A 13,241-nucleotide genomic window follows, 5' to 3' on the forward strand; every position below is an offset into this window, starting at 1 on the left:
GGTTGCGCTTTGGCGCGCGGCGCGCTTGGGCGGTGAAGCCATGACAACCCGTTTATTTCATATCAGCGATGTCCATTTCGGTGTGGAGGACCGCTGCGCACTCGAAGCAGTTGAGCAGGCTGTGCGCGACGAGAAACCCGATGCGCTGATCTGCACGGGAGACCTGACGCAGCGCGCCAAGGACTCAGAATATGCGGCTGCGGCGAATTGGTTTGGCGGACTTGGTGTCCCGGTCGTGCTCGAGCCGGGCAATCACGACATGCCCTATTACAATCTGATCGAGCGTTTCACCGATCCGTACCGTAGGTATCGCAAGCTTGAGGCTGCGGTTGGGTGTACCCTCGAAACCGAGCATGTTGTTTTGGTGTCGCTTAAGACGACCGTGCGCGCGCAGAAGCGTTTTCCTTGGTCGGACGGCGTCGTAACGCGTCAAGCGCTCGACCACACGCTTGCACGATTGGAACAGCTGAAAGAGGATGGTCGATCCATAATTGTCACCGGACATCATCCCTTGCTCGGTTCCGATGATGCGCTTTCCAACCCCACCAAAGGAGGTGACCGCGCATTTGCTGCGATTGCAAAGGCTGGCGCCAATGCGATCCTTTCCGGTCACATCCACAAGCCCCTTGACGAAGTCCGCGAACGGGATGGCCATTCGATGCGAATGATCGGAGCGGGCACGCTCTCGACCCGGCTTCGGCATGGGGCGCCGCCTTCCTATCGCGTTATCAGTTGCTTTGCCGACCGCACGATCTCGAGCGAATTGCGTTTGCTGCACGCCGAGCCTCGGTAAGATAAGCGGCGTTCAACTTAACTGTGTTTGGCCGTGACGCGTTAAGGGATTCTTTGGGATAATCATCAATAGGCCCGACGATCCGAAGTTTCGGGTTGTGGGATTACCGCAAGACTGCGGATTGCAAGTCTATTGGAGACCAAGCGATGGACATGTTGAAGGCGATGGCATTTGGGGCGTTGGTCACTGGCTGCATAGCCGTGGTGATCGGCACACAAGGTTCTGCAGGTGGCCAATTGGCGATCCATGCGGTGGATGTTGCCGATTACCGGGTCTATTGGTCTTGGCCAATGTTCCTGGCTGGTACGGGTCTGTTTTGGGGACTGCTTTTGCTGCAGCGCTAAGAAGGTTCGTGTGCCCGAAAGCAAAAGAGCGGCGCTCCCCAACGGAGCACCGCTCTTTTCTTTGGAGCAATCGAAAGAACTGAAAATCAGCGCTTCGAGAACTGGAAGCTCCGGCGTGCTTTCGCGCGGCCATACTTCTTACGCTCAACCACACGGCTGTCGCGGGTGAGGAAGCCAGCGGCTTTCACTTTGGCGCGAAGCTCGGGCTCGTACTTTGAAAGAGCCTGGCTGATGCCGTGCTTTACTGCGCCAGCCTGACCCGAAAGACCGCCGCCTTTAACGGTGGCGATTACGTCATACTGACCCTGACGATCGGTGATCGTGAAGGGCTGGTCGATGATCAGACGCAGCGTCGGGCGCACGAAATAGACTTCCTGATCGCGGCCATTGACGGTGATCTTACCGGTGCCCGGCTTGATCCAAACGCGCGCCTTGGCATCCTTGCGGCGGCCAGTGGCGTATGCGCGGCCTTGCGCGTCAAGCTCCTGCTCACGCAGGGGCGCAGCAGGGTTCTGAGCGATTTCTGCGGCATCCGCAGCAGGTGCATCGCCAGCGATGTCCTTCAGATCCGACAGATCAGTGACGGTTTCGGTGTTGTTTTCGTCAGCCATTATGCAGAGGCCTTGTTTTTGCGGTTCATGGAGGCAACGTCGAGCACAGTCGGCTTTTGGCCGTCATGCGGGTGCTCGGTGCCGTTATAGAGGTGCAGCGCGCGCATCTGCTCACGGCCAAGCGGGCCGCGCGGGATCATACGCTCGACAGCTTTCGCAAGCACACGCTCGGGAAACTTGCCTTCGAGCACTTTTGCCGGGGTCGTTTCCTTGATGCCGCCGGGGTGGCCGGTGTGCTTGTAATAGATCTTGTTGGTCGCCTTGTTGCCGGTGAATTTCACCTTGTCGGCATTGATAACGACCACATGATCGCCGCAGTCCACATGAGGGGTGTAGCTTGGCTTGTGCTTGCCACGCAGATGGTTGGCAATAATCGCGGCAAGACGGCCCACTACGAGACCGTCGGCATCAATGATGTGCCACTTCTTTTCGACGTCGGCCGGCTTAACCGACTGCGTCTGCTTGCTGAGAGCCTTCATGGCTTACGTCCTTAAAAAGCAAAGGGTTTGCGAAAATTCGAAAAGCCGCCCTTTTTGATTCGATGATGGAATCGGCGGATTGAAGGCGCGCATTTGTCGCTGAAAGGCTCTCAAGTCAAGCAAAAGCGCGGGTTTCAAGGGAGGTAAAATAATACCGTGCGCTAATTGACTCACACTTTGGGTCTATAGCTCGCGCATCGTCCAGACTTCGCGGGCGCGCTGTTCGCTTCCCGCAATCCGGGTGATAACCTCACGCTCTGCGTCGGCGAGCCATTCGCCTTCTTGAGCTGAGACCGCATCGTAGGTCACCTCGAACTCACCGGTCAGCCCACCTGGCAAATCGACCGCCCGGACCGAACGCATCGGACCGAGGCGTGGGAAGAACAGGTCGTCGGGCAGCCGTGTAAGCAGCGACGAACTCGCTTGTTGAAGTTCCGCCAGATATTGCATCTGCGCCTCTTGCTCAGAAGCAGGAATCGGGCGACCAGCGATGATCTCTTGGGCTTGCGCAATTGCGGCTCGGAGATCCTCCTCGCGTGTGCCGCTACCCGTTCCCACAATCCTGCCGTCGCCAGAAAGCATGATCGGCCACATATCATCGGTCGAGCGATTCTGTTCGATTGCAGCCAATGGTGCGAGTGAATCGGGTGCGTTGACGGAAGCCTCAATCTGATGGCCGGTGATCGCAAATCCAGGCCCTTGCAACGCAAACTCGATCGCCCAGCTGCGATCAACGCTCAATAGGCTGCCATCCCTGAGATTTCGTTCAATACGACGCGAAAGACGCATCGGAGAGGAAGGGCAGGCCACTGTTTCATTTGCCCGCCCAATCGCAGGCCGCAGCATAAGAACGGCCGAAACCCCACACCCAAACATCAGGCCAAGCGCCCCACGGCGAGTCGATGCTTTCATCGTCATCCTTCAACCGTTTCCGACCGTTCCGCAAAGCCATTGCATCGTAGCCGGATGGGCTGCGTCACAATTCCAGGCTGTGATTGCGGGTGTATCATAGGGATGGCACTCACCCAAACGGGCGATCAGGCCTTCGATCTGCAAAGCCGTTGTTTTGAACAACACTCCAATCTCGGCCGAACTGGTGACCTCGCCTTGCCATTCATAAATCGATTGCATCGCCGGAATGATGTTGGCGCAGGCAATGTAGTTCTCTGCGAGCAACACAGAGGCTGCTTTATGCGCTTCCTCGCTATCGTGAAAGGGACACCAGACGAGAGCGGGGACCTGCTCGGTCATGCGTCTTCTCCAAGCATTCGCTTCTGTTGTTGGAGCCCATCCGCGTGCATCGCCCGGGCTGCCGCGATCACCAGTAACGCTCCCGTTAATTGATGCGCCGCCGCGAGCCAGAGATTGACCTCACTTAGCACTGTCGCAATTCCAAGCAGGATCATCAGACCGAATGCGCTATGAACTTCGATCGAAGCGCGGCGATGGTCCTTGCGAACTCGCCGCGCAAGATAGATCAGCGCGCCCACGGCAACCCACGCCCACCAGCGATGGAGGAAATGCAGCAGGAAAGGATCGTGGGTTAGTGTCCACCAAAATCCCCGCTCAAACCCCACTTCCGGAACCAACCGCCCGTTCATCAGCGGCCAATCATAAGCCGCGTGACCGGCGTTCAGGCCCGCTACCCAGGCCCCAAGCAGCAGCTGGAAAAACAGGATGATCGCAACCCCGCCGGCAGCGCGTGTCAGGGGCGCGGCCTTCGAATCAGGTTCACGTGCTAGAACCCGCATATCTCGCGCCGTCCATGCCAGCGCGCCGAGCAACAACAATGCTGTCAACAGATGCAATGAAAGCCGGAAATGGCTGACATCGGTCATGTCTCCCACCAGCCCGGATTGCACCATCAGCCAGCCAAAGAGTCCTTGCAAACCGCCCAGCGCCAAGAGGGCCAGCAATCGCCCCTTGTATCCTGCGGGAATAGCACCTTTGGCCCAAAACCAGACTAGCGGAACGGCGTAAACCACACCAACTAGCCGTGCGAGCAAGCGGTGGAACCATTCCCAGAAGAAGATGAATTTGAAGTCCGTAAGGCTCATCCCGCCAAGGCTGGCCTCGAGCCGGTATTCGGGTGTCGCCTGATATTTGGCAAATTCCGCCCGCCACTCGGCCTCGTTGAGCGGTGGGAGAACACCAGTAGCGACATTCCACTCAGTGATCGAAAGCCCGCTTTCGGTGAGCCGCGTGATCCCGCCGACCAGCACGATCACCACCACAAAAAGGGCAACAATTTCGAGCCAACGGGCGATCGCAAGCGGCTGCGCGCGATCTGGCGAGGGAGGGAATGCCATAATGCGGTGCTAGATGTGCCGCATTCCCGCTGCATGCAAGCCCGTTTGCCGCATACTCGCGTGCGATTCCTGCAATTGCGTGACCAAAATCGCACGCAGATATGCGGGACCCACTTGCGAAATGTGATAATGTTACATATGTCAGCCCCGCAATGACGGAAACTCAGGATACAAATTCGGCGATTCGTCGCCATCTCGACAAGACGGGAATCGCGATATCCGCGCTTTGCGCGGTGCATTGCGTGCTAACGATTATTATCGTGTCGGGCCTTGGTGTCGGCGGTCAGTTTTTCTTCAGCGAGGAGATTCACCGCTACGCATTGGTCGTTGCCCTGATTATCGCGGCGGTTGGGATCGGCTGGGGCGCCTTGATGCACCGCCGGCGCGAGCCGTTTGTGATCGCGATGATGGGCTTGAGTTTTATGGGCGGCGCGCTCGCATCGCCGCACGGCACACAAGAAGCGATCCTGACAATTATCGGCGTCGCATTGGTTTCGCTCGGCCATCTGCTCAATCTCCGCGCGCACAAGTAACCGAAGTTTTAGAGCCTGCATCAAAACTTGCAGGTTGCCTGCACGCGCCATCTGCGTATTTCGGGACACATGAGCGAAACCAAGAGCATCACCCTGAACGGAGAGCCGCGCAACACCGCGGCATCAACTATCGCCGATCTTGTGCGCGAACTTGAGCTGACACCGGAGAAAGTCGCCGTGGAGCGCAATGGCGAAATCGTTCCGCGCTCGACGCTGGAGCAGGCTTCAGTGACCGCAAACGACAGACTGGAAATCGTTCACTTTGTAGGCGGAGGCGATCACAGCGACACTTGGTGCGTAGCGGGGCGTACCTTCACCTCGCGCCTGATCGTGGGAACGGGCAAGTACAAGGACTTCGAGCAAAACGCCGCCGCCGTAGAGGCTTCGGGCGCAGAGATCGTCACCGTTGCGGTGCGCCGTGTGAATGTCAGCGATCCGAAAGCGCCGATGCTCACCGACTATATTGACCCCAAGAAGACGACTTACCTTCCCAACACCGCAGGATGCTTCACTGCCGACGATGCAATCCGGACTCTGCGCCTGGCGCGCGAAGCGGGGGGTTGGGACCTGGTCAAACTCGAAGTGCTGGGCGAGGCGCGCACGCTCTATCCGGATATGCGCGAGACATTGACCGCAACCGAGACGCTCGCGAAGGAAGGGTTTCTTCCGATGGTCTATTGCGTCGACGATCCCATTGCAGCGAAGCAATTGGAAGATGCAGGCGCGGTCGCGATCATGCCGCTGGGCGCGCCGATCGGCTCGGGGCTTGGAATACAAAACCAAGTCACGATCCGCCTCATAGTGGAAGGGGCCAATGTGCCAGTTCTGGTTGATGCAGGCGTGGGAACAGCGTCTGATGCTGCGGTCGGCATGGAGCTGGGCTGCGACGGCATCCTGATGAACACTGCAATTGCCGAGGCAAAAGACCCGATCCGCATGGCCCGCGCGATGAGGCTTGCGGTTGAAGGTGGGCGCGAAGCCTATCTCGCTGGCCGGATGGGCCGGCGCAAATATGCCGATCCTTCGAGTCCGTTAGCCGGACTGATCTGACACCCGACCGGATGGCGCGCAGGTCCGAAAGACCAAACAATCGCGCCTCATGGTTACTACGTATTAACCAAAGTGTCGCAGAACCGTCTTCTGAACTCAGGAGACCGTAATTGACCCTTGCCAGCACAGCCACCTTGGCCATTGCCGAAATGCGCGAATTCGCAGAATTCAGCGCGTGCGAGCAGCGCTATATCAAGCGTAGCCTCGATATTGGCATGTCGCGCTGCGATGCGTTCAAGCTGTGGGGGCGCAGCGAGGCGGAGAACACCGCCATCCGCCGCCAATATGTCGCCTATCAGGACTTGAAGGCGCTGCGCGGCCTAATTCCGCAAGAAGGTACAATCGGCGAAATTGAGCGCTTCATTGGAAAGCTTGTGCGCATGGCCGCCTTCGATCTGGCGCAAGAGCGCATCTCAAGCTTTTCAGCCTTCCGGTTTCTTTATGAGCGCATGCTCGGCCCGGAATCGCGCCCGTATCTGCCCGCAGCATTCTGTGCCGCAGCAGCTCTGCCATTGATCCGCCCGCAGCATCGCAAAACATTGCTTCAAAGCCTGAGCGAAGCGGCTGCAACTGCACCGGGCTGGTCGAACAAAAGCCCGAGTTTCTATCCAGAATATGTCGAAGAGGCTGAAGCAGCCTAGAGCTCTTCGACGATGAGATAGGTCACGGTCGTCTCGCCGATATTCACGACCTCGTGCCAATCGACCCCATTGCTTGAATAATGCGAGCCGGTGGAGATTTCAGCCACGCGAACACCCTGCTCGCTGGTTAGCTGCATCGTACCGCCGCTCAGCGCATAGCCGTAATGTGCGGGGTGAAAGTGGCGTTCATGCCCCACGCCGGGAGGGAAAGTGCAGCGAAGGACGCGGTGGGTCTGCGTTTCATGTTGCAGCTCACAAACCGGCTCTCCTTCCCATCCCGCCGCGAGCGCATCGGGAAGTTGCGGCGTGCTGGCATAGACTGCCGTGGCTGCAAAAAGAGCGCATGCGCCTAGGCTCAACACTCGGCCAGCACTCGACATCAACGATACAGCCCGTCAACCCGATCCTGGTAGCGGTCGCGGATCTTGTGCCGCCTGATCTTCATGCTCGGGGTCATTTCCTCGTTGTCGATTGAGAACGCCTCGTCCGCAAAAGCGAACTGGCGTACTTTCTCGACCACCGACAGATCAACATTGGTCCGGTCAACGGCTTTGCGCACCGCCTGTTTGAAGGCGGGTAAATCTTGCAAGGCGGCCATGTCGAATTTCTCGTCATTGGCGCGCGCCCACTCGAGCGCCCATTCAGCATCAGGCACGATCAGACCGACCACATAGGGCCGCTTGTCGCCGCTCACCATCGCCTGCGCGATCTCGGGTTGGAGCGTCAGCATGCCCTCGATCTTTTGCGGGGCAACATTGTCGCCCTTGTCGTTGACGATCATGTCTTTCTTGCGGTCGGTGATGACGATCCGGCCAGCTTCATCAAGATGGCCGATATCACCTGTGTGCAGCCAGCCATCGACGATGGTGCGCTCGGTCTCGGCCTCGTTGCGCCAATAGCCGTGCATAACCAGCTCGCCCCGGCACAGGATTTCGCCATCCTCAGCGATCTTGATCTCGACCCCCCGCATGGGAGGGCCAACTGTGTCCATCTTGAGGCCGGTCTTGGGCCGGTTGCAGCTCATCACAGGTCCGGCTTCGGTCTGGCCATAGCCTTGCAGCATGGTCAGGCCCATGGCTTCGAAGAAATTGCCAACCTCAGGATTGAGCGGAGCGCCGCCTGAAACCATCGCCTTCATCCGGCCGCCAAAGCGTTGGCGAATCTTCGGGCGAAGCGTCTTTTCGACCAACAGATCAAGCGGACGGTCGCGCTTGCGCTTCTTGCCGTCCTTCGATTTTTCGCTGATCTTGAGCGCGCTATCCATCATGAAGTTGGCAACGCGGCCCTGTTTCTCAACCTGCTTCATGATCCGGGTGCGCAACACTTCGAACAGGCGCGGGACCACGACCATGATCGTCGGGCGGGTTTCCTCGATATTCGAGGCAAGCTTCTCCAGACCCTCGGAATAGAAAATCTCCGCCCCCACCGCGATTGGCAGATATTGCCCTCCGGTATGCTCGTAAGCATGGCTCAGGGGCAGGAAGGAGAGGAAACGTTCATCCGAGATCCCGAAATCATTGATCAGAATTTCAGCGGCGCCAGCGGCATTGCACAGGATCGAACCATGATGCTGCATCACTCCGCGCGGGGCGCCACCCGTGCCGCTGGTGTAGATCAGGCATGCGGTGTCACCGCGAGCAATCTTGGCGATGCGCTCATCGACCGCCTTACGGGCAGCCGCCGCATCGCCAACGACCAGATCAGCCCAGTTGTGATATTCAAAACTGCTTGATTGCTTGCGGTGTAGGTCATCGATGCCGATCACATGATCGACAATTCCTGTGCGCCCGATTGCACCGACAACCGGCGCGAGCAGTTTCTCCGTCGATACGACCACTGCCCGTGCACCCGAATTATCGAGGATATGCGCGTGGTCACGCTCGGTATTGGTGATGTAAGTCGGCACAGAAACGCAGCCAGCGGCCATGATTGCAATATCGGCGATGCACCATTCGGGGCGGTTCTCGGAGACCAGCGCGACCCGCTCACCATATTTCAGTCCGATGCGGCGCAGGCTCTCGGCAAGCAGGCAAATCTGCTCAGCCACTTCACTCCAGCTTTGCGTACGCCATTCGCCATCTTCCCGGCGGCCGAGGAAGGGCGCATCGCCCTTCTCGTCGGCGCGCATCAGAAACAGTTCGACAAGGTTCCTCGCGCGGTCGACGTCCTGAAGGATCGGGTCGTCGCTTGGATCAACGATGGGCGGCGTATTGGGGGCGTGCACGGACAATGACTCCTCTCCCGGCTCGATGGGACTGCATCCAGCCTCTCGCGAGCGCGCGACAAATCTACATGGTAATGCGAATTAGAGCCACATTGCCCTAGCGGCAAGCATTGCAATCGCTAGTCGTGGCAGCCGGGCACCGACCGACGGCTCGAGAGCAGCGCTCTATTCGTAGCCGAGCAGGTCGGCGACGCGCGGGTCTCCAGCGGATTCCCAGCCATCTTCGGTGCGCAGCAGTGCGTTGGCCTTGCCCCGCGGTGAAAGCAGGCGAATCTGGCTATGGCCACGTGCGCGCAGGTCATCGACCATTGATGCGATTGCACTACCTTCCTCGGTGATGACAGTGGGTCCGAAGGCCATGATGAGCGGAAGGCCAAGGGCCTCCTCGGCGCTCATCCCGAAATCGAGCACGCCGATGATCGAGCGAGCAACTTGCACTGGTATCGTTGGACCGCCGGCTGCGCCGATCACAAGGATCACCTCACCGTTCTCGTCAAACACGATAGTCGGCGCCATCGAGGAGCGCGGGCGCTTTCCGCCTTCGACGCGGTTGGCGACAGGCATTCCGTCAATCTCGGGCGATAGGCTGAAATCGGTCAGCTCGTTATTGAGGTAGAACCCGCCCCAATGGAGGCCCGAACCGAATGCGCCTTCGATAGTGGAGGTGTAGCTCACCGCGCTGCCATCTGCATCGACGACTGAGAAATGGGTGGTGCCGTTCTCGGCTGGCTCGTCACCATCCGCGCGAGCAAGCGGGGCTCCGGGAGGTGTTCCCGGCTCGACCGAATCGAGTGCAGATGCGGGATCGATCATAGCGCTGCGCGAGGCAATGTAGTCGCGGTCGATCAGGCCAGCGACCGGCACTTCGACGAAGTCGGCATCGCCAATATAGAGCTCGCGGTCGGCATAGGCGATCCGCTGGGATTCAACGAACAGGTGCCAGAATTCAGGGCTTTGCGGCCCGAGTGCGGCAATGTCGAAGCGTTCGAGCTGGCCCAGCATCTGTGCGACCGCAACACCGCCAGAGGAGGGTGGACCCATCCCGCAAACCGTATAGCTGCGATAGGGGCTGCACACCGGATCGCGCAGCTTGGCGGTGTAGGCGCTGACATCGGATGGGGCGAGCCGGCCATCTTGTGGCGTCTCGCCCGCGACATAATCGGCGAATTCCTGCGCCGAGCTATCATAGAACGCACCAGGGCCGTCCGCTGCCAGCCTTTCGAATGTATCGGCAAGATCGGGGACGGTGATGCGGGTGCCCACAGGTAGCGGGTTGCCATCCGCTCCGAAAAAGATCGCACGCGCTGCTTCGGTTTTGCCTGCGCGCTCTAGCCGGTCCGATAGCGTGCCGTGAAGGCGGCGGTTCATTACAAACCCGTCGCGGGCAAGCGCAATGGCGGGCTTGAACAGGTCAGCCCAAGGCAGCTTGCCATATTTCGCATGCGCATCGGCTGCGAGCGCGATGTTTCCGGGCACCCCAACACTCAGGCCTGAGGTGGTCCGGATCGATCCGGGCAGCCTTTCGCCATTCTGATCAAGAAAGCGCGCGCCGGTTGCAGTTGCAGGCGCTGTCTCACGCCCGTCAATCGTTGTGACCCCATCGGCGCCCGCGTGGATCATAAAGCCGCCTCCGCCAATGCCGGAGCTTTGCGGCTCGACGACCGTGAGCGCGAGCATCACCGCGATGGCGGCGTCGGTTGCGGAGCCGCCCTGTGCGAGAATGGCTTCTCCGGCTGCGGTCGCACGCGGGTCTGCACTGCTCACAGCACCTTGTGTCGCGCTGGTGGCTGGTTCTGTCACGCCGGCGGCGGAGGCAGCAATCGGGTTGGCGTAATCCGCGCAGCCGGTCAGCAGCAGGGCAAGGGGCGAAAGCAGTGCGAGCGGTTTGAACATATCGAACCCTCGCTATTCGCTTCCCACCGCATCGGCAAGCCGTGTAAAGCCGTCGCGCTTCATCAGGCGCTCCAACCCGCGCGCAATCTGTGCGCCAAGTCCAGGGCCATGATAGACCATTGCGGAATAGAGCTGGACGAGGCTCGCACCTGCACGAATACGCTCCCACGCATCCTCGGCGCTCGCTATCCCGCCAACGCCGATGAGCGGCACGCCGCCTCCAGTCGCCTGGCGGAAATCGCGCAATCGCTTGAGCGCCAGTTTACGCAAGGGTGCGCCTGAGAGGCCTCCCGCTTCACTTGCATGACGTGAGGACAAGCTCGGGCGCGAAATCGTAGTATTAGAAACGATCAGCGCACCCAACTGCTTGTCGTGCGCAATGCGCGCTATGGCGTCGATATCCGCTGGTTCCAGATCTGGTGCGACCTTGAGGAAAACTGGCGGCGCATCGCCTTGGGCAACCGCATCGCGCGCCTCGATGACACCGTCGATCAGTGCGCTAAGTGCGCCTTCGTCCTGCAAGGCCCGCAGGCCCGGCGTGTTGGGGCTCGACACATTGACCGCAAGGTAGCTGGCATAAGGCGTCATAAGCTGCGCCATCTTTGCGTAGTCGGCGATCCGGTCGTCGGAATCCTTGTTTGCGCCGATATTGATGCCAACAATTCCGGGCTTGCCCTGCCGCGCTTTCATGCGGACCAAAGCCGCCTCAGCCCCGCCATTGTTGAAGCCCATTCGGTTGATGACCGCCTGGTCCTCTACCAAGCGGAAAAGCCGCGGTTTGGGGTTGCCTGTCTGTGGCAAAGGTGTGAGCGATCCGACTTCGGTAAACCCAAATCCCAAGCCAAGCAGCGGATCCGGCACTTCTCCATCTTTGTCGAATCCTGCTGCAACGCCAACCGGATTGGGAAATTGCAGCCCGGCAACTTCGACCGCCAGCGCTGCAGTCGATTGGCGCGAGCGCCTCGCTGGCATCGCCTTGAGCGCGCGGATCGCCAACCGGTGGCCCGTTTCAGAATCCAGCGCAAAGATTGCGGGTCGGACGAGACTGAAGAGTTTGGGAGTTAAGATCATCGCAGCCGCCTAAGCCAAATTTTGGCCGCGCTGTCGAGCCTTGATGGTCGCGCCGCCCCTACCGAACGGTAGGGGCAAACTGCTCAAAACTTTGCGAGAATGACTGAACCGCCAACCTTGTCGTTTGCATACAATTCTTCGTGGCCGACCCCGTCTAGACACCTTCCTGCGACCCGAAGGGCTCGAAGCAGCAATGCAAAGAGTTCCTCAACTCAAACGGGCGGTTCTTTCGTGGAGCCGCCCTTTTTTTGTGTCATAACAATCTCAAAGCCGTTACACGCTTCCTCACGGGGCGACTGAAATGGTTCAATACCAAGAACAGATAGAAGCCGAAGACGGCATCGACATGGGCGAAATTGGGTTCGAGCTTACCGAAAGCTCGCTCATCTTTGTCGACTATATCGCGCCGCCTGCGGCGATCAGTGACTACGTTACCACGCTCTATCATTTCCGCTGCGACGAAACGAAGATCCGCGACGTTCAGCCCGCATCCGTCGGCCACCTTGCGATTTTCCCGCACGGCAAGGGCGAGATGCATTTTCGTGCAGGCCACCGTGACCCCAATCCGGAAATCGCGATGATGACGCCCCTTTCGACCGCGAATCCGATTGTGGTCGACGGGCCGTTTCATGTTATGGGCGCGGCTTTGACGCCGCTTGGTTGGGCTTCGCTGACTGGCCTTCATGCTGGCGAACACCGCGACCGGCTGCGCGAAGCGAGCGAAATTCTGGGTGATGATGTTGTGAAGCTGGGAGAGCGCCTCAACAATCAATATCGCACGGGCGAAATGACCGGTCGCGACTGCGCGCTCGCTTTGGCAGAATATATCGGCAACAAGGTCAAGCCGATCAATTCGCGCCACGCCGATCTCATCAAGGTGGTGAATACCTGGCTAGGGTCTTCGCTGAACCCCGACCTTTCCGACTTGCTGGAAAGAGCAGCCTATTCCGAACGGCAGGTTCAGCGGCTCACTGAGCGCTATTTCGGCCTTTCGCCTCAGGCGCTTGCGCGCAAGTATCGCGCATTGCGAGCAGCGGCCCTGCTCTCTTTCCCGTCGCTGACACCTGAGTTCGAGGCTGAACTGGGCGAGGCCTTTTTCGATCAGTCGCATATGATCCGCGAAATCAATCGTTTTGTCGGACGCACCCCTGCGCGGCTGCGTGACAGCGATAGCCCATATCTGTCGGAAATGATCGACCCCAAAAATCTGCGCGAGTTGGGAGGCTGAGAAGAGCATTCTGGCAGGACTTCCCGCCGCGCATCTGAACCCGTTCACTTTTCTTTTCGAGGACA

The 13,241-nt window shown here is 59.1% G+C and carries 15 protein-coding genes; 6 read left to right on the plus strand and 9 right to left on the minus strand.

The window, feature by feature from the left end; translation table 11 throughout:
• Window positions 1–40: 40 nt before the first annotated feature.
• Window positions 41–793 (plus strand): metallophosphoesterase, encoded by a 753-nt coding sequence (locus Q0887_RS12335; protein WP_299195827.1) that lies wholly within the window; start codon window positions 41–43, stop codon window positions 791–793.
• A gap of 146 nt (window positions 794–939) precedes the next feature.
• Entirely contained in the window at window positions 940–1,137 is a 198-nt protein-coding gene (locus Q0887_RS12340) for a hypothetical protein (protein ID WP_299195829.1), read from the plus strand.
• Between the two features lie 86 nt (window positions 1,138–1,223).
• Here Q0887_RS12340 and rpsI read toward each other — a convergent pair whose 3' ends face one another.
• The 5 genes from rpsI to Q0887_RS12365 all read right to left on the minus strand — a co-directional run bounded on the left by rpsI (window position 1,224) and on the right by Q0887_RS12365 (window position 4,536).
• A complete protein-coding gene (gene rpsI, locus Q0887_RS12345; RefSeq protein ID WP_299195831.1) occupies window positions 1,224–1,748 on the minus strand; it encodes a 30S ribosomal protein S9 in 525 nt (174 codons plus the stop codon).
• Window positions 1,748–2,227 carry a 50S ribosomal protein L13 gene (rplM, locus tag Q0887_RS12350; RefSeq protein WP_299195833.1) on the minus strand — a complete coding sequence of 160 codons (480 nt, stop codon included), beginning with the start codon at window positions 2,225–2,227 and terminating at the stop codon, window positions 1,748–1,750. The genes rpsI and rplM overlap by 1 nt, the downstream gene beginning before the upstream one ends.
• A gap of 183 nt (window positions 2,228–2,410) precedes the next feature.
• On the minus strand, window positions 2,411–2,968 hold the full coding sequence (locus Q0887_RS12355; RefSeq protein WP_299195835.1) for a hypothetical protein: 558 nt from the start codon (window positions 2,966–2,968) through the stop codon (window positions 2,411–2,413).
• A 180-nt stretch (window positions 2,969–3,148) separates the two neighbouring features.
• Window positions 3,149–3,478: a divalent-cation tolerance protein CutA gene (gene cutA, locus Q0887_RS12360; protein ID WP_299195837.1), complete on the minus strand. Its 330-nt coding sequence runs from the start codon at window positions 3,476–3,478 to the stop codon at window positions 3,149–3,151.
• Complete coding sequence (locus Q0887_RS12365) at window positions 3,475–4,536, minus strand: COX15/CtaA family protein (protein WP_299195839.1); 1,062 nt, start codon at window positions 4,534–4,536, stop codon at window positions 3,475–3,477. Before Q0887_RS12365 ends, cutA begins: the two co-directional genes overlap by 4 nt.
• A 152-nt stretch (window positions 4,537–4,688) precedes the next feature.
• Between Q0887_RS12365 and Q0887_RS12370 the strand changes: the two genes are divergently transcribed.
• The 3 genes from Q0887_RS12370 (at window position 4,689) to Q0887_RS12380 (ending at window position 6,760) form a co-directional block, all read left to right on the plus strand.
• On the plus strand, window positions 4,689–5,069 hold the full coding sequence (locus Q0887_RS12370; protein WP_299195841.1) for a MerC domain-containing protein: 381 nt from the start codon (window positions 4,689–4,691) through the stop codon (window positions 5,067–5,069).
• A 69-nt stretch (window positions 5,070–5,138) separates the two neighbouring features.
• A complete protein-coding gene (thiS, locus tag Q0887_RS12375; protein ID WP_299195843.1) occupies window positions 5,139–6,119 on the plus strand; it encodes a sulfur carrier protein ThiS in 981 nt (326 codons plus the stop codon).
• Between the two features lie 110 nt (window positions 6,120–6,229).
• A complete protein-coding gene (locus Q0887_RS12380) occupies window positions 6,230–6,760 on the plus strand; it encodes a hypothetical protein (RefSeq protein ID WP_299195845.1) in 531 nt (176 codons plus the stop codon).
• On the opposite strand, the gene Q0887_RS12385 is transcribed toward Q0887_RS12380, so the two are convergent.
• The 4 genes from Q0887_RS12385 to Q0887_RS12400 form a co-directional block, all read right to left on the minus strand.
• Window positions 6,757–7,140 carry a cupin domain-containing protein gene (locus Q0887_RS12385; protein WP_299195847.1) on the minus strand — a complete coding sequence of 128 codons (384 nt, stop codon included), beginning with the start codon at window positions 7,138–7,140 and terminating at the stop codon, window positions 6,757–6,759. The genes Q0887_RS12380 and Q0887_RS12385 overlap by 4 nt on opposite strands.
• Window positions 7,140–8,888, minus strand: a complete 1,749-nt coding sequence (locus Q0887_RS12390; RefSeq protein WP_299196746.1) for an AMP-dependent synthetase/ligase — start codon at window positions 8,886–8,888, stop codon at window positions 7,140–7,142. Before Q0887_RS12390 ends, Q0887_RS12385 begins: the two co-directional genes overlap by 1 nt.
• A 261-nt stretch (window positions 8,889–9,149) precedes the next feature.
• On the minus strand, window positions 9,150–10,877 hold the full coding sequence (gene ggt, locus Q0887_RS12395; protein ID WP_299195849.1) for a gamma-glutamyltransferase: 1,728 nt from the start codon (window positions 10,875–10,877) through the stop codon (window positions 9,150–9,152).
• A 12-nt stretch (window positions 10,878–10,889) separates the two neighbouring features.
• Window positions 10,890–11,948, minus strand: a complete 1,059-nt coding sequence (locus Q0887_RS12400; protein WP_299195851.1) for a quinone-dependent dihydroorotate dehydrogenase — start codon at window positions 11,946–11,948, stop codon at window positions 10,890–10,892.
• A 301-nt stretch (window positions 11,949–12,249) separates the two neighbouring features.
• Here Q0887_RS12400 and Q0887_RS12405 point away from each other — a divergent pair, with 301 nt between their 5' ends.
• Window positions 12,250–13,176, plus strand: a complete 927-nt coding sequence (locus Q0887_RS12405; RefSeq protein WP_299195853.1) for a helix-turn-helix domain-containing protein — start codon at window positions 12,250–12,252, stop codon at window positions 13,174–13,176.
• Window positions 13,177–13,241: the final 65 nt, after the last annotated feature.

The organism is uncultured Erythrobacter sp., from assembly GCF_947492365.1.
GTDB lineage: Bacteria > Pseudomonadota > Alphaproteobacteria > Sphingomonadales > Sphingomonadaceae > Erythrobacter.

What these genes read in the sequence shown, in the direction of transcription:
- cutA (WP_299195837.1), bottom strand. Translation starts at nt 3,478, where the DNA reads ATGACCGAGCAGGTCCCCGCTCTCGTCTGGTGTCCCTTTCACGATAGC.
- thiS (WP_299195843.1), top strand. Translation starts at nt 5,139, where the DNA reads ATGAGCGAAACCAAGAGCATCACCCTGAACGGAGAGCCGCGCAACACC.
- Q0887_RS12365 (WP_299195839.1), bottom strand. Translation starts at nt 4,536, where the DNA reads ATGGCATTCCCTCCCTCGCCAGATCGCGCGCAGCCGCTTGCGATCGCC.
- Q0887_RS12340 (WP_299195829.1), top strand. Translation starts at nt 940, where the DNA reads ATGGACATGTTGAAGGCGATGGCATTTGGGGCGTTGGTCACTGGCTGC.
- rplM (WP_299195833.1), bottom strand. Translation starts at nt 2,227, where the DNA reads ATGAAGGCTCTCAGCAAGCAGACGCAGTCGGTTAAGCCGGCCGACGTC.
- rpsI (WP_299195831.1), bottom strand. Translation starts at nt 1,748, where the DNA reads ATGGCTGACGAAAACAACACCGAAACCGTCACTGATCTGTCGGATCTG.
- Q0887_RS12385 (WP_299195847.1), bottom strand. Translation starts at nt 7,140, where the DNA reads ATGTCGAGTGCTGGCCGAGTGTTGAGCCTAGGCGCATGCGCTCTTTTT.
- Q0887_RS12370 (WP_299195841.1), top strand. Translation starts at nt 4,689, where the DNA reads ATGACGGAAACTCAGGATACAAATTCGGCGATTCGTCGCCATCTCGAC.
- Q0887_RS12390 (WP_299196746.1), bottom strand. Translation starts at nt 8,888, where the DNA reads ATGCGCGCCGACGAGAAGGGCGATGCGCCCTTCCTCGGCCGCCGGGAA.
- Q0887_RS12400 (WP_299195851.1), bottom strand. Translation starts at nt 11,948, where the DNA reads ATGATCTTAACTCCCAAACTCTTCAGTCTCGTCCGACCCGCAATCTTT.
- ggt (WP_299195849.1), bottom strand. Translation starts at nt 10,877, where the DNA reads ATGTTCAAACCGCTCGCACTGCTTTCGCCCCTTGCCCTGCTGCTGACC.
- Q0887_RS12405 (WP_299195853.1), top strand. Translation starts at nt 12,250, where the DNA reads ATGGTTCAATACCAAGAACAGATAGAAGCCGAAGACGGCATCGACATG.
- Q0887_RS12335 (WP_299195827.1), top strand. Translation starts at nt 41, where the DNA reads ATGACAACCCGTTTATTTCATATCAGCGATGTCCATTTCGGTGTGGAG.